This window comes from Flavobacterium panacagri (genome assembly GCF_030378165.1).
GTDB lineage: Bacteria > Bacteroidota > Bacteroidia > Flavobacteriales > Flavobacteriaceae > Flavobacterium > Flavobacterium panacagri.
Genome location: NZ_CP119766.1, coordinates 2,317,246 through 2,338,488, shown reverse-complemented (window position 1 = coordinate 2,338,488; position 21,243 = coordinate 2,317,246). Strand labels below are relative to the sequence as shown.

Here is a 21,243-nt window from a genome sequence, read left to right as displayed (position 1 = left end):
TTTTATTATACGAAAAATGGTTTAGACCCTTGGATGATGCCATCCAAGGTCTAAACCTAGTTCTAAACTGAGTTTAATTATTTAAGCTCAACTACAGCTCCAGCCTCTTCTAAAGCTTTCTTAAGACCTTCAGCCTCTTCTTTAGAAACACCTTCTTTAACGTTGCTTGGAGCACCGTCAACTACGTCTTTAGCTTCTTTAAGACCTAAACCAGTAAGTTCTTTTACTAATTTCACAACTGCTAATTTAGAAGCACCAGCTTCTTTTAATACAACTGTAAATTCAGTTTGAGCTTCTTCAGCAGCACCTTCACCACCACCAGCAGCAACTACTACAGCTGCAGCAGCAGGCTCGATACCATACTCATCTTTTAATATTGTTGCTAATTCGTTAACTTCTTTAACTGTTAAGTTAACTAATTGTTCTGCGAATTGTTTCAAATCTGCCATTTCTTCTATCGTTTAAAATGATTTGTAAAAAATATAATTTATTTATTGTGCGCTAATTAAGCAGCAAGGAAGCATTCTTCCTTACATAAATAATTACTCTGCTCCTTCTTCGCTTCCTGCGAATTTGTTTTGTAAAGCAGAAATAATTCTTTGAGCTGGAGATTGTAATAATCCAATAAGTTCTCCAAGTAACTCTTCTTTAGATTTAATAGTTGCTAATGCATCTAATTGGTTATCCCCAATGTAAATCTCAGAATTGATGTATGCTCCTTTTAAAACAGGTTTATCTGATTTCTTACGGAAATCTTTGATAATTTTTCCAGGTGCATTTGCAACATCAGAAATAAAAATAGCACTGTTACCACTTAAAACAGTAGGTAAATCACCATAATCATTAGCAGAAGCTTCCATTGCTTTTGCAAGCAAAGTGTTCTTTACAACTTCTAATTTGATACCTGCTTTAAAACAAGCTCTACGTAAGTTTGAAGTTGTCTCTGCGTTTAAACCAGAAATATCAGATACATAAATGATATTTGTACCAGCTAACTGCGCAGTTAAATTTTCAATCGCGATTGATTTTTCTTCTCTAGTCATACTAAAAATTTTTAACTACCAATTATACTGCTTTTGGGTCTAATGCAATAGCAGGACTCATAGTGCTTGTAAGGTGAATACCTTTGATGTATGTACCTTTTGCAGCAGTTGGTTTAAGTTTTATTAATGTTTGAATAATTTCGTGTGCGTTGTCAACAATCTGCTCAGCTCCAAAAGAAACTTTACCGATTCCTGCGTGAACGATACCAGTTTTATCAACTTTAAAGTCAATTTTACCAGCCTTAACTTCTTGAACAGCTTTAGCAACATCCATAGTTACTGTACCTGTTTTAGGGTTTGGCATTAAACCTCTAGGTCCTAAAATACGACCTAATGGACCTAATTTACCCATAACAGCTGGCATAGTGATGATAACATCAACATCTGTCCAACCATCTTTAATTTTTTGTAAATAGTCATCAAGACCTACATAATCAGCTCCAGCTTCTTTAGCTTCCGCTTCTTTATCTGGAGTAACTAATGCTAATACTTTAACATCTTTACCAGTTCCATGAGGTAATGTAACTACACCTCTTACCATTTGATTCGCTTTTCTTGGATCAACACCCAAACGAACTGCGATATCAACAGACTCATCAAATTTTGCAGAAGCAACAACTTTCAATAATGCAGCAGCATCTTTTAGAGAGTATAATTTGTTCTTTTCAATTTTTGAAGCAGCCTCTTTTTGCTTTTTTGTTAATTTTGCCATGTCTTTTTCTTAATTAAAAAGGAGCATCTCCTGATACGGTTATACCCATAGATCTAGCTGTTCCAGCAACCATACTCATAGCTTTTTCAATTGTAAAAGCGTTTAAGTCTGGCATTTTGTCTTCAGCAATAGTTCTAATTTGTTCCCAAGTAACGCTAGCTACTTTTTTACGATTAGGCTCACCAGAACCAGATTTTAGCTTTGCAGCTTCCATTAACTGAACTGCTGCTGGAGGAGTCTTAACAACAAAATCAAATGATTTGTCTTTGTACACAGTGATTTGCACTGGACAAATTTTGCCAGGTTTATCTTGAGTTCTAGCATTAAATTGCTTACAGAACTCCATGATGTTAACCCCAGCAGCTCCTAAAGCAGGTCCAACCGGTGGCGACGGGTTCGCAGCACCTCCCTTAACTTGTAGTTTAACTACCTTACTAATTTCTTTAGCCATTTTTAAAAAATTTAACACTGTAATCAATGGAAGCGATTACAATGGTTTATTATAGTGTAACAAAAAATTATACTTTTTCAACTTGCATAAAACTCAACTCTAATGGAGTCTTTCTTCCGAAAATCTTAACCATTACTTCAAGTTTACGCTTCTCTTCATTGATTTTCTCAACAGATCCATTAAATCCATTGAAAGGCCCATCAATAACCTTAACCGTTTCTCCAACACTAAACGGAATAGAACGAGTATCTGTATTTACAGCCAACTCATCTACTTTACCTAACATACGGTTTACTTCAGAAAGCCTTAAAGGAACAGGCTCCCCGCCTTTAGTCTCTCCTAAAAATCCAATAACACTAGTAATTGACTTAATAATATGAGGAATCTCACCAACTAAATTAGCTTCGATCATAACATATCCAGGAAAATACACTTTATCCTTAGATGATTTTTTCCCATCTTTTACAGTAACTACTTTTTCAGTAGGAACTAAAACCTGAGAAACATAATCCTCCATACCTAATCTCGCAATCTCAGTCTCGATATAAGCTTTCACTTTATTCTCTTGACCGCTAACCGCTCTAACTACGTACCATTTTTTCACATTATTATCTGCCATCACAAAAAAATTATCCTTTTAACCAGTTAAAAAATCCAGCCAAAGCTTTTGCAAAAAATTCATCCACTCCCCAAGTTGCCAAAGCGAATAAGATTGAAAATACAGCCACAACAATTGTCAATTTTTGTACTTCAGCCCAAGCTGGCCAAGTAACATTTGACTTTAACTCTTCGAAAGCCTCTGATAAATAATTAGTAACTTTTGTCATTTGATATATTTTTTATTGCACGGGCGGAGGGATTCGAACCCCCATCAACGGTTTTGGAGACCGCTATTCTACCCTTGAACTACGCCCGTAATTAAAGCCAGTGATACTAATATCAACTGGCTTTTATTTATTTTAATAGAATGATTATTCTACGATTTCAGTAACCTGACCAGCTCCAACTGTTCTACCTCCTTCACGGATAGCAAAACGTAAACCTACGTTCATAGCGATTGGGCTTAATAAAGCAACTTCAATAGTTAAGTTATCACCTGGCATTACCATCTCTACACCTGCTGGTAAAGTAATAACTCCTGTTACGTCAGTTGTACGTACATAGAACTGTGGACGGTAGTTATTGTGGAATGGAGTATGACGTCCACCTTCTTCTTTTTTCAAGATGTAAACCTCTGCTTTGAATTTAGCGTGTGGTTTTACTGAACCTGGCTTAATAATAACCATACCTCTTTTGATATCAGCTTTATCAATACCTCTTAACAATAAACCTACGTTATCTCCAGCTTCACCTCTGTCAAGGATTTTACGGAACATCTCAACTCCTGTAATAGTAGAAGTTAATTTTTCAGCTCCCATACCAATGATTTCAACAGGATCTCCAGTGTTAGCAACTCCAGTTTCGATACGACCTGTAGCAACAGTTCCACGACCTGTAATTGTAAATACGTCCTCAACTGGCATCAAGAATGGTTTAGCAACGTCACGTACTGGCTCTTCGATCCAAGCATCAACAGCTTCCATTAATTCGATAATTTTAGGTACCCAGTTTGGATCATTGTTTAATCCTCCTAAAGCAGAACCTTGAACTACAGGACCATTATCTCCATCATATTCGTAGAAAGATAACAAATCTCTAATTTCCATTTCAACAAGCTCTAATAACTCAGCATCATCAACCATATCCACTTTGTTCATGAAAACAACGATTCTTGGAATACCAACCTGACGACCTAAAAGGATGTGCTCACGTGTTTGTGGCATTGGACCATCTGTAGCAGCAACTACTAAGATAGCTCCGTCCATTTGAGCAGCACCAGTAACCATGTTCTTTACGTAATCCGCGTGACCAGGACAGTCAACGTGAGCGTAGTGACGGTTAGCAGTTTCATACTCTACGTGTGATGTATTAATAGTAATACCTCTTTCTTTCTCCTCTGGAGCGTTATCGATTTGATCAAACGATTTTGCTTGACAGTAACCAGCATCTGACAATACTTTTGTAATTGCAGCAGTTAATGTAGTTTTTCCGTGATCTACGTGTCCAATTGTACCTATGTTTAAGTGCGGTTTGGAACGATTAAAATTCTCCTTTGCCATTTTACTTAATTTTTAATCTTAGTTATATATTAATTTTCAATTTCCTACTTACTTGAGCCAATGTCGGGATTTGAACCCGAGACCTCTTCCTTACCAAGGAAGCACTCTACCCCTGAGCTACACCGGCAGAGAGTTCTGATTTTAGATTTCTGAATTCTGATTTTAGATTTAAAAAAACCTAAAATTAAAACCGAAAACCTTAACTTCTTTTTTTTTGTGGGGAGAGCAGGATTCGAACCTGCGAAGTTCACACAGCAGATTTACAGTCTGCCCTCGTTGGCCGCTTGAGTATCTCCCCTTTTAACAATTTTACAATTTCAGCTTTCAATTTCAAATCTCTCCAAAACCAAAATCCAACACCACAAATCATTAATTATCAATATTTTAAAAGAACAAATTTCAAATCGTATTTGAAATATTTCGAGCCGATAGAGGGACTCGAACCCACGACCTGCTGATTACAAATCAGCTGCTCTAGCCAGCTGAGCTACATCGGCGAATGCATTAAAAAAGTCCGCTATTTCTAACGGACTGCAAATGTAGGTATTTTATCTTTTAATCAAAACATTTTTCAAAAAAAAATTTCAATTAAATATGCGCTCTTATTTTTTCTTTCCTTTTTACAAGCAAACGTTCTAACGATTCTGCCGAAAGCTCAATCGCCTCTTCAAATGTTTTACACTGTTTTTTCACTAAAAACTCATCACCAGGAACATTAATCTTTATCTCCACCACCTTATTCTCTTTATCACTTGTTCTTTCCACTTTCAAAAAAACATCTGACGAAACCACTCGATCGTAGTATTTTTCCAACTTACTCATTCTTTCCTGAATAAAATCGACCAATTTTCTGTCAACAGTAAAGTTAACCGCATGAACATCTACCTTCATAATACAAATTTTAGGATTTAACATTTTAGAGTCATCAGTCACCTCTTGGATGCGCCCCTTTATACACTTTTTTAAGTTCCGCCAAACTATTATGAGTATAAACTTGCGTAGACGCCAAACTAGAATGCCCCAACAACTCTTTAACCGAATTCAAATCTGCCCCGTTATTCAACAAGTGGGTTGCAAAAGTATGCCGAAGCACATGCGGACTTTTTTTTACCTTTTCCGAGACCCTACTAAAGTATGAATTTATTAAACGATAAACAAAAGATTCGCTTAATTTTAATCCTTTTTTGGAAATAAAAAAATAATCAAAATCTTCAATATCCCCCAGACTATCCCTCTCCTTTATATAAACCCTAATTTGATTCACTATCATTGGCAGAATAGGAATAATACGCTCCTTATTTCTTTTCCCTAACACCTTTATAACACCAGAAGAAAGATCCACATTCTTAATCATCAAATGAATCAATTCCGCACGACGCATTCCCGTCACATAAAACATCTCCACAATAAGCTTATCTCTCACTTCTTGAAAACCAACCGGAAAATCTATCTCACTCAGCAAATCCTTTAGCTCTTTTTCAGAAAAAGGAATCTGGACCACTTTCGGAACTTTTAAAGCCTTATGCTTCAACATAGGATTAATTTCGATCTGCTTAGACTTTAACAAAAATCTGTAAAAAGCTTTTAGAGAAGCCATTTTCCTGTTTATCGACACATTCGAAATCCCCTGTTCTACCAAAAAAACAATCCAGCTTCTAACTTGACTGTAATTTACCAAATCAATACTCTCCTGCTCAAAACTTTCACTAACAAAAGACTCAAAAGACACAACATCATTTAAATAAGCCTGCACGGTATGCGCAGAATATTTTTTCTCCAGCAAAAGATAATCCCCAAAAGCTTCTTTATTTGTTTTCATAAAATAAAATCTCAGTATTAAGCACAAAAAAAACCGTTAGAATCAAAATTAAAACATTTTGACCACTAACGGTAATTATTTCTGAAAAGCTAAATATTAACTTTCTAAGCTATCTTTCAAACCTTGAATGTAAGCAGCTTTTTGAATTTGAGCTCTTTTGATAACAGAAGGCTTAATAAAAGCAGTACGTGCTCTTAATTGACGAACAGTTCCTGTTTTATCAAATTTTCTTTTATAGCGCTTTAATGCTCTATCGATATTTTCTCCGTCTTTAATTGGTATAATTAACATAATATAGACACCTCCTCTCGTTAAGGCTGCAAATGTAAAAATTAATTATTAATTATAAGCCATAAATTTTAAATTATTTTTTTTCAGAGAATAGAATACAGAAAAAAAGAGAATAGATCAACCCTTTATTCTTTCAATAAATTTCTAGAAATTACTACTTTTTGAATTTCAGTAGTCCCCTCTCCTATTGTACACAATTTAGAATCTCTGTAGAATTTTTCAACTGGAAAATCCTTAGTATACCCATATCCGCCATGAATCTGGACTGCATCATTGGCAATTTTAACACAGGCTTCAGAAGCATACATTTTTGCCATGGCTCCTGCTGTAGTTACCTCTTTATGCTTCTGTTTCAAAAAAGCTGCTTTATGAAGCAACAATTCTGAAGCCTCAATTTCCGTTGCCATATCTGCCAATTTAAAGGATATTCCTTGAAAATTACTAATTGGCTGCCCAAACTGATGCCTTTCCTTTGAATACTTCAGCGCTGCTTCATAAGCCCCTTTTGCAATTCCTAATGACAAAGCTCCTATAGAAATCCTTCCTCCATCTAGAATTTTCATTGCCTGAATAAACCCCTGCCCAACTTCTCCTAATCTGTTTTCATCTGGAACTCGGCAATTATCAAAAACCAATTCCGCAGTTTCACTAGCTCTCATTCCCAGCTTATTTTCTTTCTTTCCTGACGAAAAACCCGTCATTCCTTTTTCAAAAACAAAAGCCGTCATTCCTTTAGAATCACCTTTTTCCCCTGTACGTACTACAACAACTGCAATATCTCCAGAAATTGCATGAGTTATAAAATTTTTTGCTCCATTTACTATCCAATGGTCGCCATCTTTGACCGCCGTTGTATTCATTCCTCCAGCATCCGAGCCTGTATTATGTTCTGTTAGTCCCCAAGCACCAATGTGTTCTGCTGTTGCTAATTTAGGAAGCCATTTTTTCTTTTGCTCTTCGTTTCCGAAAGTCAAAATATGATTTGTACATAGTGAATTATGCGCCGCAACTGACAATCCTATTGACGGATCTACTTTTGAAATTTCTTCAATTATAGTAACATATTCATGATAACCTAACCCAGAACCTCCATATTCTTCAGGAACTAAAACCCCCATAAATCCCATTTCACCCAATTTCTTAAATAACGGAATTGGAAAAATCTGCGACTCATCCCACTCCATTATATAGGGTCTTATATTTTTTTCTGCAAAGTCTTTTATAGACTGCGTAATCATTAACTGTGTTTCGTTATATTCAAAATTCATTAGTTGCTTTCTTTTTAGTACTCCAAATATAAACTAATTATTTTTGCTTTTTCAACAGGAAAATCTTTAATTTTTGATAAATCCTCAATATTATTAAAATTTCCATTCATGCTTCTATATGTTACAATCTGTTTTGCGAGAGCATATTTAAAATACGGAAACTGGGATAATTCTTTTAACGAAGCATCATTCACATTTATTTTTTTTAATGTTGACGGGATTACTACTTTAAAATGAGTTTTTAATTCATTTATAACTTGAGGAGAAAGCCCCCAAACATCTTCCATTTGATCCATTGAAACAAAACATCCCATAATTTCTTTTTGCTTTAATATCCGAGTGGATAGACCTTCACCAATTCCATATATCTTCATTAAATCTTCCTGTGTTGCCTGATTTATATCTAAGATTTCAAGCTTTACTTTCTCTGGATAAGCAATTGTATTGTATTCTAATTTCTCCGATTTTAAATTAGATTTATGCTCCACCCAATCTGGAAATTTAAATAAGGGAGAAATTTTATTTAGCAACGAATCTGAAATACCAGTAACCTTTTGAAACTCTTCAGCAGAGTTTACATATTTATTTTCTTTACGAAATGCCAATAAACGATCAATTTCCTCAACCGACATTCCGAGTTTATATCCTTTATAATCTGAAATAAAATTTGGATTAAATAGATAAATTACTGGTTTATTATTTCCCTTTAAAGTTTTTTCTTTATCTATTTCCGATTGAAGATCGAGCCATTTTTCTTTATCAGGACTTTTCTCTTCACTTATAGAAAAATCCGCAAATAGATAAAACAGCTGCACTACTACTATTATTAAAAACAGTATTAAAATGCCTGCTCTCTGATACTTTGTAAAATGTAAATATTTTTTAAAATAACTAAAATTCATAATCAAAAAAAGCTCTTTAATTTATTATAAAAACAAAAAATAAGAAAAAACTCTCAAAAATATGAATTAAATTAGTAAGAAAAGTAGCTTTTAAAAAATTATCAAATATTTCAGAAAACCTCAATTAATTTAATGAATATCAATACTTAGAGAAACTTTCCTGAGAGTCCTCTAAAAAAAATAAAGATTTTATAACTTAAAACATGATAATTGTTTTTATTTTTTACAAAAAACAATACATTTGGCACTTAATAACAAATAAACCAATATTATAGTATGTCAATTTGGAGAGTTAAACCAATATCTGCCTTTGAGGCCGATATGAAAAAAAGTGATTTAAAAAGAGTCCTTGGAAAATGGAGTCTTACTGCCATTGGTGTTGGTGCCATTATCGGTGGAGGAATTTTTGTACTTACAGGTACTGGGGCTTATTATCATGCAGGCCCAGCATTAGCAATTTCGTTTATTATTGCAGGTATTGCTTGTGTTTTTGCCGCTCTTTGCTATTCTGAATTTGCTTCCATTTTACCAGTTGAAGGATCCGCTTATGCCTATGCTTATGGTACTATCGGAGAAATTTTTGCATGGATAATTGGCTGGGGACTTATACTCGAATATGCCATGGGATCTATGACCGTAGCGGTTTCCTGGTCCGGATATTTTAATAAATTACTTAAACTCTTTGGTATTAAACTCCCTGAATGGCTGACAACAGATCCTGCAAGCTACACTGGAGAAGGATTCTCTATGAATCTTCCTGCTTTCTTGATTGTTATCTTAGTTATTTCACTACTTATTAAAGGAACTAAAAGTGCAGCAAAAGCTAATAACGCTATCGTTATTCTTAAAGTTGCTGCGGTTATCTTCGTAATTATTGCTGGACTTTTCTTTATTAATACAGCAAACTGGAGCCCGTTTATTCCTGAAGCTACTCAAATTATCGAAAAAGAAACAACTCATAATGCTTACGGAATTGGAGGAATTGTTTCTGGAGCTGCTGCCATTTTCTTTGCTTATGTTGGTTTTGATGCCGTTTCTACACAAGCTGGGGAAGCTATTAATCCTAAAAAAGATGTACCTTTTGCTATTATTGCTTCATTGTTAATCTGTACAACTTTATACATTCTTGTTTCTCTTGTATTAACTGGAATGATGAATTACCAAGATTTCAATCCACTAGGAAAATATCCTGAAGCTATCAAAGCACCTGTTGCTTATGCTTTTGATATTGCAGGACAAGGATGGGCTGGATTTATTATTACTGTTGCAGCTACTATTGGATTAGTTTCTGTATTAATGGTAATGATTATGGGACAATCTAGAATTTTCTTAGGGATGTCTAAAGACGGTTTAATTCCTTCTGTTTTCTCTAGAGTAAACCCTATTTCTGGATCTCCTACAACTAACTTAATGATTTTAGGAGGTATTATTGCAACAGTTGCCGCTTTTACTCCTATCAATAAATTAGCTGACATGACAAGCTTCGGTACTTTATTTGCCTTTACAATGGTTTGTATTGCGGTTTGGATTTTAAGAGTAAAACAGCCAGGTTTAACTAGAACATTTAAAGTTCCTGCATTGCCTATTATTGCTGTACTAGGAATTGCAATTAATACTTATCTTATCATTAATTTGAGTTTAGATGCTCAATTATTTTCACTTGGATGGCTTGCAATTGGTATTCTTGTTTATTTTGGATACAGCAAACAAAGATCTAAGCTTAATGACGCTAAAGGATTTGAAGAATAGAAATATACTATTTCAATATAAAAAAGAAAGCTCCAAAGTAAATTTTGGAGCTTTCTTTTTATAAATCAAATACTGATGTTCTTTTGGAGCGGATTAAATCCTTAAGTCTAATCCAAAATGCCAATGTCAAATAAACTCCAAATCCTAAACCTGCCGTAACAAAAGAAATATAGATAAAAAACAATCTAACACTTGTTACACGCATCCCTAATTTATCTGCCAATCTAGAAGAAACATGGAAACCATATTTTTCAAAAAAGAATTTTAGTTTTAAAATAGCTGACATATTATGATATTAGATTTTTGATTTAAGATTTCTACATTGACGTGAATTGCAAAAATACAAAATTATCTAATTGTTTTTTAGAAGTTCCACTCCAACCGCACATTTTAAACAAGCTTTATGATTACAATATTCATTTTTGAGCTCTAACAAAGTTTGGCTTTCAAATGCATTTTTCGGTTTTATTCCAAACGAAATAAACTTATCTATTACGGCATTTTTCTCTGATGCAACTTCATTCATGAAATCAATTAAATCTTCAACAATTGACTCCCCTAATACAGCCGAGTAAGCAAACTGAATTGGAATAATCGTATTGATCACAATCAAATCTAAAAATGCCTTCGATAATAGCTTTGATTTCTTCGGACTTTCTTTATCAAACTGATAATGGTTCTGCCAATAACTACTTGTCGAAACATTAAAAAGATTATAAACGCTCGCAATAGACTTTAAATCATTTATTTTAGAAAACAAATTTTGATATTTATGATAAAGACCTGCCATTTGTGAAAGCCTTATGGTTGGAAAATTATCTGGGCAAAGTTTAAAAAATTGTACAGGTTCAACAAATGTTCTTTCCAATTGGTACTTATTCAATAAATAAAAATATCTGAATTTTAAATCTTTAAAATAGACATCTTCTTTTTCTCCATTAAGCAAACCAGCGGTTCCAAAAAATAATGCTTCGAGATTTTCGTTTTCGAAACTTTCTTTCCTTATGATTGAAAACGGAATTGATTTGGCAATTTGAAGAAAAGAAACTCCATTTGTATTTAAACCGAAATTCTTTGCCAAAAGAAAAAACAAAACTGCTTCCCAGTCTTGATTTGTTTCTTCTAATAATTCATAAATAAATTTTGATTTGCGTTCCAAACGTTCAAAAAACAATCTTTCCTGCCAGCTTTTAAAAACAAAACTGTCAATACCTTTAATTTGTTTTTCGCATGAAATCCATGTTTTAGGAGAAACCAATGCTTTATAATTAGCGAGTATTTCTTTATCAACAAAGTCTTTGAGAACCAAAACGGGAATTTCTGTATTATCTTCTCTAAAAATAGCCGTATCATTCTCCCAAACTACATGAAGGATCACATTTTGATAAGCAGGATCTTTTTCGTGATTATGAAGATACCAATCGGAAGATTTTAAATGAATTTCGACATTGCCTGCCCATTTTTGATTTCCAATTTCTATCTGTGCATTAAAAAAATCAGGCCCCGAAAGCTCTAAATAATCACCTGATTTCAAAATAGTAATTAATTCGCCTTGCGCGCTTTTCAAATTCAAAGTATCAAACTTCTTGAATTTCCAGAGATAATAAAGAAAGTCTTCTTTCATTTTTAGATTTGATATTGTTTTACAAAATCTAAAAATAATAAAATTTTAAAATTATTCTTACAAATTAAATTTATTTAACGAAGCATATACAGCTTTGCACAAGCTCTTGCATCTGATAAAGCTTCATGGTGATTGAGCTGAATTTTCATTTCGCGACAGCAGTCACTTAGCTTTGTTGGCTTTATTCCTTTTGCTTTATAGATTTTCACTGTACATTCCCATTGTGAAGCAATGTTTAAATCTTCATAATTTAAACCATGAAGCAGCATAGACTTCATTAAAACATTACGGTCAAAGCTTTCATTGTGTGCCACGACAACTCGATTTTTTAGCCGCTTTTCTATTTCGGGATAAACCTGAAAAAAAGTTTTAGAATTGATGGTGTCCTTTGGGTAAATTCCATGAACACGAGTCGTAAACGGATTATATTCGTTATTTGGAGGTTTTATTAAAGTTACAAATTCGTCAATAATTATTCCGTTTTGAACCGTCACAATTCCAACAGAACATGGATGATATCCCGTAGCCGTTTCAAAATCTATTGCAGTAAAATTCATTTTATATTTTTAAAAGAAAAATCCATAAATCTAATTACTAAAGTAACAAGATTTATGGATAAATATTATTTGTAAAGACTTATTTTATCGAGCCAATAATATCATATTTTGTAATAATATGATGGTGTCCGTTTCCTAAATCAACTAGAACCGCATCATTTTCTTTGGTAAAAAGTTTTGACACTTCTTCAATTGGAGTTCCTAATTTTACAATTGGAAAAGGTTTTCCCATTACCTCCTTGATTGGTTTTTCGGCAACGTTTTTATCTGCAACATAACTTCTAAACAAGTCTGTTTCATCAACAGATCCCACAAAGCCACTGATATCTACAACAGGAATCTGTGAGATTTTATATTTACGCATACGCTCGATTGCGTGCGAAACCAATTCTTCTGTACGAACTACAATTAATTCTTTATCGATATGATCTTTAATAACATCTTCTGCTTTGGTCACATTTTCTTCCAAGAATCCACGTTCGCGCATCCAATCATCGTTGAACATTTTACCTACATAACGGCTTCCAGAATCATGAAATAATACTACCACAACATCATCAGGCTTAAAATGCTCTTTTAGCTGCAATAAACCTTTTATACAAGCTCCTGCCGAATTTCCAACAAAAATAGCTTCTTCAAGCGCAATTTTTCTCGTATAAACAGCCGCATCTTTATCTGTTACTTTTGTAAATCCGTCAATTAAAGAGAAGTCAACATTTTTAGGCAGAATATCTTCTCCAATTCCTTCTGTTATATAAGAGTAGATTTCGTTTTCATCAAAAATTCCTGTTTCATGGTACTTTTTAAAAACAGAACCATACGTATCAATTCCCCAAATTTTAATGTTCGGGTTTTTCTCTTTTAAGTATTTTCCAACACCAGAAATAGTTCCTCCAGTTCCAACACCAACAACAAAGTGTGTAATCTTTCCTTCAGTCTGTTTCCAGATTTCAGGCCCAGTTTGTTCATAATGTGCCAATGAATTTGACATATTATCATATTGGTTTACATACCAAGAATTTGGAGTTTCTTCTGCTAAACGCTTTGAAACCGAATAATATGAACGAGGATCTGTAGGTTCAACATCTGTAGGGCAAACAACAACTTTTGCACCAACCGCACGAAGAATATCCATTTTTTCTTTTGACTGCTTGTCTGAAATAACGCAAATCAATTTATATCCTTTTACAATAGCCACAAGAGCCAATCCCATTCCCGTATTTCCTGAAGTTCCTTCAATAATAGTTCCTCCCGGTTTTAATCTTCCATCAGCCTCTGCGTCTTCAATCATTTTTACGGCCATTCTGTCTTTTACAGAATTTCCGGGATTAAAAGTTTCGACTTTTGCCAATACTAATGCATCAATTTCAGCAACAATTTTGTTGAGCTTTACCAATGGTGTGTTACCAATTGTTTCTAAAATATTATTTGAAAAGTCCATTTTTATTTAAGTTTAATATGTGGTTTAAAATAAAGTAAGTCTTTTTTTTTTATTGGAAGAAATTCCAAACTAAACCAAAACGCAATACAAAATCACGATAAGGATTATTAGGCGTTGCATAATAATTACTTTGTGTAAAAGCAGCATTAAAATGCTCTGCTTTTAAATAAAATCTAGTCTGACGAATTCGGGCATTAATAAAGAAATCAAATGTTGCAAAACCACCAATTTTTTTATCCTGCTGCACAAAGAATTCAGCAATAACAGGGTTATAATCATCCCCGTAATATTTAGTAAGATAATTGAATACAAGTCCCGTCTGCATATATAATGCTTTCTTAAAAAAGTAACCTGAATAATAGAACGTGTTTCTTGTTACAAAGTCAGGAACATTTAATACCAAATCAGACTGATCTACTTTTTGATATAAAAGTGTATTGTCTAATGCAAATGGCCCAAATTTAAATTCTCGGCTTGCTTTTATTTCTAAATAATTAATCGTATTTGCATACTGTAATGGCGTAACAATTTGAACATTAGCCGTTCTCAATGTGTCTGAAAAATACAAATGATCTTTAAGAACTGTATATTGAACTTGTCCTGTCAACCAAGGTGTTTTAATTTCTGCACTAAGAGAATTGATTTTTTCGTTTTTAAAACTATTCGACCAATTATAAGATACCCAACTACTTTGATACAAATTATAATTATTATTTGGCAGTTTATTAATGTTACGATATCTAAAATCAAATTTAATATCATCATTTAAATCGTAACGCAGCTTTGCATCTAAATCTGAAAGTGACTGGTTTGTAATTGATCTAGAATACAAGAACCTGCCATTCCATTTGTTTTTTTGGTATTCATATTGTCCTCCTACATTATTAATGTGTACAAACAAATTCCCTGGTACAGCAGTACTGTCGGTGCGAATAATTATTTTTTCATACTCATAGTTTGATCTATAATCATCTACAAAAAAGTTAAATTTCCCTAGAAGCGAATTTTCATAAGCAAGTCCTACTTTATTATAAAGTCTTTCGTACCTTGTCTTATCGTTTATATTGCTTGACGCATAGGAGTCTCCAAAACGCTCAATCCTAGTACTAACATTATTATCATCTGTAACCGTAGAAAGCACTGTTGGCTGTTTATACTCGTAACTTTTATTCTCATAATTAAGTTGATGAGTTACATATAGATTGTTATTTCCTTCAGTTGGATTTACTCTAAAAGCATGATCAAAAAAGATTCTTCTTCCCTTTAACATCGATTCTGCATCAGTTAAATAGACTTGCAATCTTTGTCTATTTTTATAATCTTTATTATCGCTTTCAAAATTATTATCATTTGTAATACCTCCGTTTTCCTCATTCATTATATCTTGAAAAGTATAATGAGCGTTTATGGCATACCGTCTGCTTGTAGTAGCATAACTAGTGGTGAATCTAAAGTTTCCTGCACTAACCAACTGATTAATATAATCTCCTTCAGATCTTAAACCTCTATAGGCAATTGAAAAATTCAGATTTTTAGAAACGTTCAACGTGATAAAAGAATCTACATTTTGACCTTTATTAATTGTTGTATTAAAAAACAACTCTGTCAAAGGCGTTGCGGCAGAATAATATCGAACTTGATCTGCCTGTATGTAATTAAAATGTTTTCCGCTAAAACCAATTTCGGGATATGGAGAAAAACTAGTCAAACTATATTGTAACGTATTTAAAGGCTGGCCGATATTGGAAAATTCCTGATAACCAAAAAGATCTTTTCTGAGATGATTTTGCTTATAAGCACTTTTAAGCGTCAGCGAAGTATCAACATAAATAGTATCGTGCTCCAGTGTTACAATCTTATATTGGTCTATAGTTGCAATTTTAGCTTTTTTCTTTTTTACGGTATCCGTTATACTTGAGTATTCCGTATTCATATCTAAATTATTTTTAGGAGCTGGTTTTACTTGAGAAAACAATAAAGTTGGTACAACTAATAGATATAGAAAAATGAATATTCTCATTTGATGGCTTTATATAAATTTATTATGACAAAATTTGCTGAGCAAAGGTAAAAGATAAAAACGTATAAACGAAAAAACATAATACATAATATGAACCTAGAACCATTTAGGTTATTTGAAACGAAAACCCCGTACACAAAAGTATACGGGGTCTTCAAAATAAATCAAAATAATTATTGTTTGTTGCAATACATGCTTAACGTGGAGTATTTTTTATTCAAAATTTTAACACTTAAGAAAATCTATTAGAACTATAACTACACATTAAACCATATATTGTATCCTATTATAATTCATTCTGAACAATTAATGGATTTGCATTGATCTCAGCTCTAGGGATCAGCCACTGCCATCTTTTGTCTGTTGCTGGAACATTGATTACACCACCAGTAATTGTTGAATCATGATTTGCACCAGATCTGTCAAGAGCAGAATTTGTTCTTTTTAAATCGTAAAATCTAAAACCTTCGCCCCATAATTCAATTCTTCTTTGAAACCAAATTTCATTCACTAAAGCTTGACCTGTATTAGTAGACAAAACATATGCAGGGTTTCTGCTTTTTACTAAAGTAAATAAAACTGTATTAGCATCTGCCTGTCCTAATCTAGCTTTTGCTTCTGCTTCAATAAGGTACATTTCAGCAACACGCATATAAGGAATATCACATCTACTGTCTCCAGTACTTATAGACAAATACTTTTGACTTGTAAAAGGAAATTTAGCGTATGTAGATGGTAAATTTAATGCTGTATGGCTACCTGTTCTATCAAACAAAGTTGAACGTACGTCAGTAGTTGGAATCAAATTATAAAGTTTACTGTTGATCGCTTTTGGACAAGAACGAATAACTGTCGAATTATAATTTCTTGACATGTAAGCTCCAAAATTTCCAAAATAATCTGTTTGAACCTCATTAATGTGACTTCCCCACATCCATTCTACATTGTTATAGTCATTAAATCCTTTAACATATTCTGTAGTACTCATTAAATTGATACCTGTTTTAGCTTTAGCCGCATAATCTGCTGCAATTGCCCAATTCCCTTGAGTCAAAGCAACTCTCGCTTTTAAACCTTGTGCAACTTTCAAATTTAAATGTGAGTTATTTGGTTTTGTATACCCCACTAATAAAACATTAGCCTCATCTAAATCTTTATTAATTTGTGCATAAACTTCTTCAACTGTTGAGCGAGGGAAATTTTCATTACCAACTGTTAAAATAATTGGCACACCAAGCTGTGAGTTTGTCGTTCCGTTTACATATCTTTTTCCAAACAACTGTACCAATTGATAATGACAGAAAGCTCTATAAAGTAATGCTTGTCCTTTTACAATTTTCTTATCTGCCTCTGTACCTATTGCTGCATCAGTAGCTTCAATAATTGTATTTGCATTTCTAATGATTCTATAATAAGTTCTGTATGGAAATCTGATATCCTGAGAGTTCTCATTGGCAACACCATTCCAGTTGTAAACCTGTAAAAACCATCCGTTAGTTACTGGAAAAACAACATCATCTCCAGCAATATCAACCTGCTGCATTAAACTCCCTAATCCATTCTCATTTTGGTTAGATTCATATCGTACATATAATGATCTATGAATACCGTTCAAAAGAGTCATTAAATTATCAGTCGTTTTCGTAGCTCCTTCATAATCAATAAATTCCGTAGGTTTTTTATCCAAAAACTCTTCTGAGCAAGAAGCAAGCACTAAAAATGATAGTGCTAAAAATAGGTGTTTTATATAATTTGATTTCATAATGTTTTTTTTAAAAGTTTAAGTTCAAACCTAAAGTAATAACTCTAGAAGGAGTGTATCTATTTTGAGTTGTTCCATTAAAAGTTTGACTTGGATCTAATCCTTGACGTTTAGTGAATAACATTAAATTTTCACCGTTTACATACAAAGTAGCATTATCTACGCCTAATTTTGAGATTAATTCAGAAGGCATCTTGTAAGATAAATTAACTTGTCTTAAAGATAAATAGTCTGAACCAATTAACCATCTGTCAGAAGCTGCAGTTGACTGTGTATTTCTATTGATATCCATTCTTGGAACATCAGTAATATCTCCTGGTTTCTGCCATCTGTTAAGTGCATCAACACTTAAAGCAGATCCGTAATTGTTACCAGTATGCATAAGTGCAGCATAATTACTATCATACATCATACCGCCAATTTGATAAGCAAATAAAACTTCTAATCTTAAACCTTTGTAGTCTACATTAGTACCAAAACTTCCATACAAATCAGGAATTGCAGAATCTGCATAGTGGTATAATGCTTTATTTTGATCTGTCGTTACGTTAACTCCATTAACAACTCTCTGAGTAGCATCACCCGCAACAATTAAAGCAGGATCCGAAACATACAAAGCGTATCCATCTGTTGGATCTACACCATACCAATCTCTCAACCAGTAATCATACATAGATTGTCCAACCATTAATTTTTTAGTTCCATTGATAATCTCTTTTTGAGGCAAACTTGTAATCTCATTTTTAATAGTAGAAGCATTAACATTTAATCCCCAAGAGAAATTATTTGTTTTAACAACAACTCCATCTAATGAAATTTCAAAACCTTTGTTTGACATAGATCCAATATTTTCTACTCTATTATCTAAACCTGATGATAATGGATTTGGAACAGAGAAAATCAAGCCATCTGTATTTCTATTATAATATTCAACAGCACCTCTAAGTCTATTGTTAAATAATCCAAATTCAACAGCAATATCTTTCTGAGTATTCTTTTCCCACTGTAAATTTGTAGCTCCAGCAGCATTTGTTACAACTCCACCTTCACTTCCATTATCATACCCTAAACTAAATGTAGGCTGGCTAGCGTAGAAACTTAAATCGTCATTACTTGTATGAGAATCATTACCTACTTCCCCAATCGAAGCTCTTAGTTTTAATTCATTTAACCAACCAATATTGTCTAAGAAACTTTCTCTAGTAAGAACCCAAGCTCCTCCTAATGACCAGAAGTTACCCCAACGATTGTCTTTTGCAAATTTTGAAGAACCATCTCTTCTAAATGAACCAGAAAGAATATACTTGTCTTTATAGTCGTAACCTATTCTTGACAAATAAGATTCTGTACCATAGTTTCTTGTATAAGATGTTAAATCTGTAGTAGTTGCATAGTTAATAAATTCTGGATTATCCGGAGAAACTTGTCCTGTTTTTGTACCTGTAAGCCAGTTTCTTTCATAATCAAAACTTTCGTGACCAACTAAAACAGAGATTGTATGATCACCAATTTTTTTGTCATAGTTTAATAACTGGTTATAAGTAACACCTGTAATAATTCTATCCTCTTTTGCAATTAACCCTGTAGGTGCACCGTCTCCAATTTCTGTATTGTAAGTATACGTCCTATTGTTATACGATTTATCCAAAGAGGCATTAAATGTAAATTTAAAATCTTTTAAGAACTTAACCTCAGCGTATGCACGAGCAGATAATGCTGTACCTTTTGTATTATCCGTATTATTTAACGTTTCATAAACGATATTTCTACCATTAGACGCTCCACTACCTCTTACAGTTGAGTATACTTTATTTCCTAAAGCATCATAAACATAATCTCCTGTTGAAGTGTGATCATATACTGGATATATTGGCCCCATATATCTGATAGATCTAAATGGGTTATTAAAAGAACTTGTATTATCAACACCATTTACAGCTAAATTTGAGTCTGTAGTTGTTCCAGATAAATTAATTCCTGTTTTAAACCACTCTTTTAAAGATGTATTAAGATTTAATCTCGCTGCTATTCTCTCGTAATCCGATTTACGCATATATCCTTCTTCATTCACATAACCAATAGAAGCAAAGTAATTCGATTTTTCTGATTTCCCTTGATAAGAAAAATCTACATTTTGACGAACTCCTGCTCTTTCAAGTGGAGCCAACCAGTCTAAATCTTGAGGATATAATAAACTAGCATTAGGGTTTATTTTTCCATCAGTACCAACAACTTGTGCATTTGGAACATTAAATGGATTCGTAACCAAAACCACTGGAACCCTTGTAGAAGCATATGCATTTGCTGCATCAATTTGAGCTTGAGTAGCCATTGGACGGCTGTTTCTAATTGCTTCCCACTCTAAAGGATAATAGTCAAAAGCACCTACTCTTTCATATTCTTTAATAAGTCTTGAACTCATACCTTGGCTAACATTCAAAGAGAACTTATCTTTTGAAGATTTACCCGTTTTTGTAGTAATGATTACAACACCATTTGCCGCTTTGGAGCCATATAATGAAGTTGATGAAGCATCTTTTAAAACTGTTAAGCTTTCAATATCAGCAGAATTTAAATTGCTGATATCTCCTGAAAAAGGAACACCATCTACTACATATAATGGCGTATTTGATCCATTGATAGAACTAAAACCACGTATTCTTATCGCTGGCGCCGCGCCTGGCTGTCCTGATGCACTCTGAATTTGAACACCCGAAGAAGCTCCCTCAATTGTAGACAAAACGTTTGTTACAGCTCTATTAGCAAAGTCCTCTCCTTTGATTGCTACAGCTGAACCTGTATAAGAACTTTTCTTTGCTTTACCGTAAGCCACAATTACAACTTCTTCCAAAGCTTTTCCTGTGTCTTTCATTTTGATGTTAAGTGTTGGAGATGTCCCGACAACTGCAGAAAGATTATCCATTCCAACGTAAGAAAAAAGAAGTACATCACCTGTTTTAGCTTTAATAGAGAAACCTCCATCAAAATCTGTCTGTGTACTAACTTTTGTGCCTTTAACGACAACATTAACACCAGGAATAACTCCAGTGTCGCCTGAAACAACACCTGTAACAGTCCTCTCTTGAGCGTAAGAGAACTGAATTGATAACGCTATTAATAGCGTACAAATCCAATGTAATTTTAATTTCATTTTAGTATATTTTGAATTAGTAGGTCGCAAACATCTTAATTATTTCTTAAAATAACAATAGTTTTTTTAACACTTAATTTGGATTTAGTTCATGCTATTTTAACACAAAACATTAAAAAACTACATTTTAACACCCAAAACCTGATATTTTTAACAAAAACACCGAAATCAGACTTAAAAAAAACATAAAATTTTAACATAATATTAACATTTTAATGTACGAAAAATACACTTTCTCAAGACATTAAAACCACAAATTATAATACTTATCTTAAAAAAATAAAAGGCTAAAAA

At 33.3% G+C, this 21,243-nt stretch carries 20 protein-coding genes and 4 tRNA genes; 1 reads left to right on the top strand and 23 read right to left on the bottom strand.

What is annotated here, in order from left to right; translation table 11 throughout:
- Positions 1 to 77: 77 nt before the first annotated feature.
- From rplL to P2W65_RS10505, 16 genes are all read right to left on the bottom strand, one after another.
- On the bottom strand, positions 78 to 449 hold the full coding sequence (gene rplL / locus P2W65_RS10580; protein WP_026730429.1) for a 50S ribosomal protein L7/L12: 372 nt from the start codon (positions 447 to 449) through the stop codon (positions 78 to 80).
- A gap of 93 nt (positions 450 to 542) precedes the next feature.
- Positions 543 to 1,043 carry a 50S ribosomal protein L10 gene (gene rplJ / locus P2W65_RS10575; RefSeq protein ID WP_289665442.1) on the bottom strand — a complete coding sequence of 167 codons (501 nt, stop codon included), beginning with the start codon at positions 1,041 to 1,043 and terminating at the stop codon, positions 543 to 545.
- A gap of 22 nt (positions 1,044 to 1,065) precedes the next feature.
- Complete coding sequence (gene rplA, locus P2W65_RS10570; RefSeq protein WP_035619180.1) at positions 1,066 to 1,755, bottom strand: 50S ribosomal protein L1; 690 nt, start codon at positions 1,753 to 1,755, stop codon at positions 1,066 to 1,068.
- A 13-nt stretch (positions 1,756 to 1,768) separates the two neighbouring features.
- Positions 1,769 to 2,206 (bottom strand): 50S ribosomal protein L11, encoded by a 438-nt coding sequence (gene rplK / locus P2W65_RS10565; RefSeq protein WP_008466923.1) that lies wholly within the window; start codon positions 2,204 to 2,206, stop codon positions 1,769 to 1,771.
- Between the two features lie 67 nt (positions 2,207 to 2,273).
- A complete protein-coding gene (nusG, locus tag P2W65_RS10560; RefSeq protein WP_008466925.1) occupies positions 2,274 to 2,825 on the bottom strand; it encodes a transcription termination/antitermination protein NusG in 552 nt (183 codons plus the stop codon).
- A 10-nt stretch (positions 2,826 to 2,835) separates the two neighbouring features.
- Positions 2,836 to 3,033 (bottom strand): preprotein translocase subunit SecE, encoded by a 198-nt coding sequence (gene secE / locus P2W65_RS10555; protein ID WP_008466927.1) that lies wholly within the window; start codon positions 3,031 to 3,033, stop codon positions 2,836 to 2,838.
- Positions 3,034 to 3,051: 18 nt separating this feature from the next.
- Positions 3,052 to 3,122: transfer RNA gene (locus P2W65_RS10550), tRNA-Trp, on the bottom strand.
- Between the two features lie 55 nt (positions 3,123 to 3,177).
- On the bottom strand, positions 3,178 to 4,365 hold the full coding sequence (gene tuf / locus P2W65_RS10545) for an elongation factor Tu (protein ID WP_115889623.1): 1,188 nt from the start codon (positions 4,363 to 4,365) through the stop codon (positions 3,178 to 3,180).
- A gap of 55 nt (positions 4,366 to 4,420) precedes the next feature.
- A tRNA-Thr gene (locus P2W65_RS10540) sits at positions 4,421 to 4,492 on the bottom strand.
- 90 nt (positions 4,493 to 4,582) lie between these two features.
- Positions 4,583 to 4,663: transfer RNA gene (locus P2W65_RS10535), tRNA-Tyr, on the bottom strand.
- A 125-nt stretch (positions 4,664 to 4,788) separates the two neighbouring features.
- A tRNA-Thr gene (locus tag P2W65_RS10530) sits at positions 4,789 to 4,862 on the bottom strand.
- Positions 4,863 to 4,953: 91 nt separating this feature from the next.
- On the bottom strand, positions 4,954 to 5,256 hold the full coding sequence (gene hpf / locus P2W65_RS10525; RefSeq protein ID WP_289665430.1) for a ribosome hibernation-promoting factor, HPF/YfiA family: 303 nt from the start codon (positions 5,254 to 5,256) through the stop codon (positions 4,954 to 4,956).
- Positions 5,257 to 5,290: 34 nt separating this feature from the next.
- Complete coding sequence (locus P2W65_RS10520) at positions 5,291 to 6,184, bottom strand: tyrosine-type recombinase/integrase (RefSeq protein ID WP_289665429.1); 894 nt, start codon at positions 6,182 to 6,184, stop codon at positions 5,291 to 5,293.
- A 96-nt stretch (positions 6,185 to 6,280) separates the two neighbouring features.
- Positions 6,281 to 6,475 (bottom strand): 30S ribosomal protein S21, encoded by a 195-nt coding sequence (gene rpsU / locus P2W65_RS10515; protein WP_026730435.1) that lies wholly within the window; start codon positions 6,473 to 6,475, stop codon positions 6,281 to 6,283.
- A gap of 125 nt (positions 6,476 to 6,600) precedes the next feature.
- A complete protein-coding gene (locus tag P2W65_RS10510) occupies positions 6,601 to 7,743 on the bottom strand; it encodes an acyl-CoA dehydrogenase family protein (protein WP_289665426.1) in 1,143 nt (380 codons plus the stop codon).
- A 14-nt stretch (positions 7,744 to 7,757) separates the two neighbouring features.
- Positions 7,758 to 8,645 carry a ComEA family DNA-binding protein gene (locus P2W65_RS10505; protein WP_289665424.1) on the bottom strand — a complete coding sequence of 296 codons (888 nt, stop codon included), beginning with the start codon at positions 8,643 to 8,645 and terminating at the stop codon, positions 7,758 to 7,760.
- Positions 8,646 to 8,921: 276 nt separating this feature from the next.
- Between P2W65_RS10505 and P2W65_RS10500 the strand changes: the two genes are divergently transcribed.
- On the top strand, positions 8,922 to 10,394 hold the full coding sequence (locus tag P2W65_RS10500) for an APC family permease (protein ID WP_289665423.1): 1,473 nt from the start codon (positions 8,922 to 8,924) through the stop codon (positions 10,392 to 10,394).
- Between the two features lie 58 nt (positions 10,395 to 10,452).
- On the opposite strand, the gene P2W65_RS10495 is transcribed toward P2W65_RS10500, so the two are convergent.
- The 7 genes from P2W65_RS10495 to P2W65_RS10465 all read right to left on the bottom strand — a co-directional run bounded on the left by P2W65_RS10495 (position 10,453) and on the right by P2W65_RS10465 (position 20,949).
- A complete protein-coding gene (locus P2W65_RS10495; protein ID WP_008466940.1) occupies positions 10,453 to 10,680 on the bottom strand; it encodes a PspC family transcriptional regulator in 228 nt (75 codons plus the stop codon).
- Between the two features lie 66 nt (positions 10,681 to 10,746).
- A complete protein-coding gene (locus P2W65_RS10490; RefSeq protein ID WP_289665420.1) occupies positions 10,747 to 12,018 on the bottom strand; it encodes a DUF2851 family protein in 1,272 nt (423 codons plus the stop codon).
- A 74-nt stretch (positions 12,019 to 12,092) separates the two neighbouring features.
- A complete protein-coding gene (locus P2W65_RS10485; protein ID WP_289665419.1) occupies positions 12,093 to 12,575 on the bottom strand; it encodes a 3'-5' exonuclease in 483 nt (160 codons plus the stop codon).
- 79 nt (positions 12,576 to 12,654) lie between these two features.
- Positions 12,655 to 14,016 (bottom strand): pyridoxal-phosphate dependent enzyme, encoded by a 1,362-nt coding sequence (locus tag P2W65_RS10480; protein ID WP_289665418.1) that lies wholly within the window; start codon positions 14,014 to 14,016, stop codon positions 12,655 to 12,657.
- Positions 14,017 to 14,065: 49 nt separating this feature from the next.
- Positions 14,066 to 16,036 (bottom strand): putative porin, encoded by a 1,971-nt coding sequence (locus P2W65_RS10475; protein WP_289665417.1) that lies wholly within the window; start codon positions 16,034 to 16,036, stop codon positions 14,066 to 14,068.
- 286 nt (positions 16,037 to 16,322) lie between these two features.
- Entirely contained in the window at positions 16,323 to 17,798 is a 1,476-nt protein-coding gene (locus P2W65_RS10470; protein ID WP_289665416.1) for a RagB/SusD family nutrient uptake outer membrane protein, read from the bottom strand.
- A gap of 10 nt (positions 17,799 to 17,808) precedes the next feature.
- Entirely contained in the window at positions 17,809 to 20,949 is a 3,141-nt protein-coding gene (locus tag P2W65_RS10465; protein ID WP_289665415.1) for a SusC/RagA family TonB-linked outer membrane protein, read from the bottom strand.
- Positions 20,950 to 21,243 lie beyond the last annotated feature (294 nt).

Bases quoted from the DNA above. Each gene is read 5' to 3' on its own strand.
- nusG (WP_008466925.1), bottom strand. From the start codon at position 2,825: ATGGCAGATAATAATGTGAAAAAATGGTACGTAGTTAGAGCGGTTAGC.
- P2W65_RS10465 (WP_289665415.1), bottom strand. From the start codon at position 20,949: ATGAAATTAAAATTACATTGGATTTGTACGCTATTAATAGCGTTATCA.
- P2W65_RS10510 (WP_289665426.1), bottom strand. From the start codon at position 7,743: ATGAATTTTGAATATAACGAAACACAGTTAATGATTACGCAGTCTATA.
- P2W65_RS10500 (WP_289665423.1), top strand. From the start codon at position 8,922: ATGTCAATTTGGAGAGTTAAACCAATATCTGCCTTTGAGGCCGATATG.
- P2W65_RS10480 (WP_289665418.1), bottom strand. From the start codon at position 14,016: ATGGACTTTTCAAATAATATTTTAGAAACAATTGGTAACACACCATTG.
- rplK (WP_008466923.1), bottom strand. From the start codon at position 2,206: ATGGCTAAAGAAATTAGTAAGGTAGTTAAACTACAAGTTAAGGGAGGT.
- P2W65_RS10490 (WP_289665420.1), bottom strand. From the start codon at position 12,018: ATGAAAGAAGACTTTCTTTATTATCTCTGGAAATTCAAGAAGTTTGAT.
- tuf (WP_115889623.1), bottom strand. From the start codon at position 4,365: ATGGCAAAGGAGAATTTTAATCGTTCCAAACCGCACTTAAACATAGGT.
- P2W65_RS10520 (WP_289665429.1), bottom strand. From the start codon at position 6,184: ATGAAAACAAATAAAGAAGCTTTTGGGGATTATCTTTTGCTGGAGAAA.
- rplJ (WP_289665442.1), bottom strand. From the start codon at position 1,043: ATGACTAGAGAAGAAAAATCAATCGCGATTGAAAATTTAACTGCGCAG.
- rplL (WP_026730429.1), bottom strand. From the start codon at position 449: ATGGCAGATTTGAAACAATTCGCAGAACAATTAGTTAACTTAACAGTT.
- rplA (WP_035619180.1), bottom strand. From the start codon at position 1,755: ATGGCAAAATTAACAAAAAAGCAAAAAGAGGCTGCTTCAAAAATTGAA.
- rpsU (WP_026730435.1), bottom strand. From the start codon at position 6,475: ATGTTAATTATACCAATTAAAGACGGAGAAAATATCGATAGAGCATTA.
- P2W65_RS10505 (WP_289665424.1), bottom strand. From the start codon at position 8,645: ATGAATTTTAGTTATTTTAAAAAATATTTACATTTTACAAAGTATCAG.
- P2W65_RS10485 (WP_289665419.1), bottom strand. From the start codon at position 12,575: ATGAATTTTACTGCAATAGATTTTGAAACGGCTACGGGATATCATCCA.
- hpf (WP_289665430.1), bottom strand. From the start codon at position 5,256: ATGAAGGTAGATGTTCATGCGGTTAACTTTACTGTTGACAGAAAATTG.
- P2W65_RS10495 (WP_008466940.1), bottom strand. From the start codon at position 10,680: ATGTCAGCTATTTTAAAACTAAAATTCTTTTTTGAAAAATATGGTTTC.
- P2W65_RS10470 (WP_289665416.1), bottom strand. From the start codon at position 17,798: ATGAAATCAAATTATATAAAACACCTATTTTTAGCACTATCATTTTTA.
- P2W65_RS10475 (WP_289665417.1), bottom strand. From the start codon at position 16,036: ATGAGAATATTCATTTTTCTATATCTATTAGTTGTACCAACTTTATTG.
- secE (WP_008466927.1), bottom strand. From the start codon at position 3,033: ATGACAAAAGTTACTAATTATTTATCAGAGGCTTTCGAAGAGTTAAAG.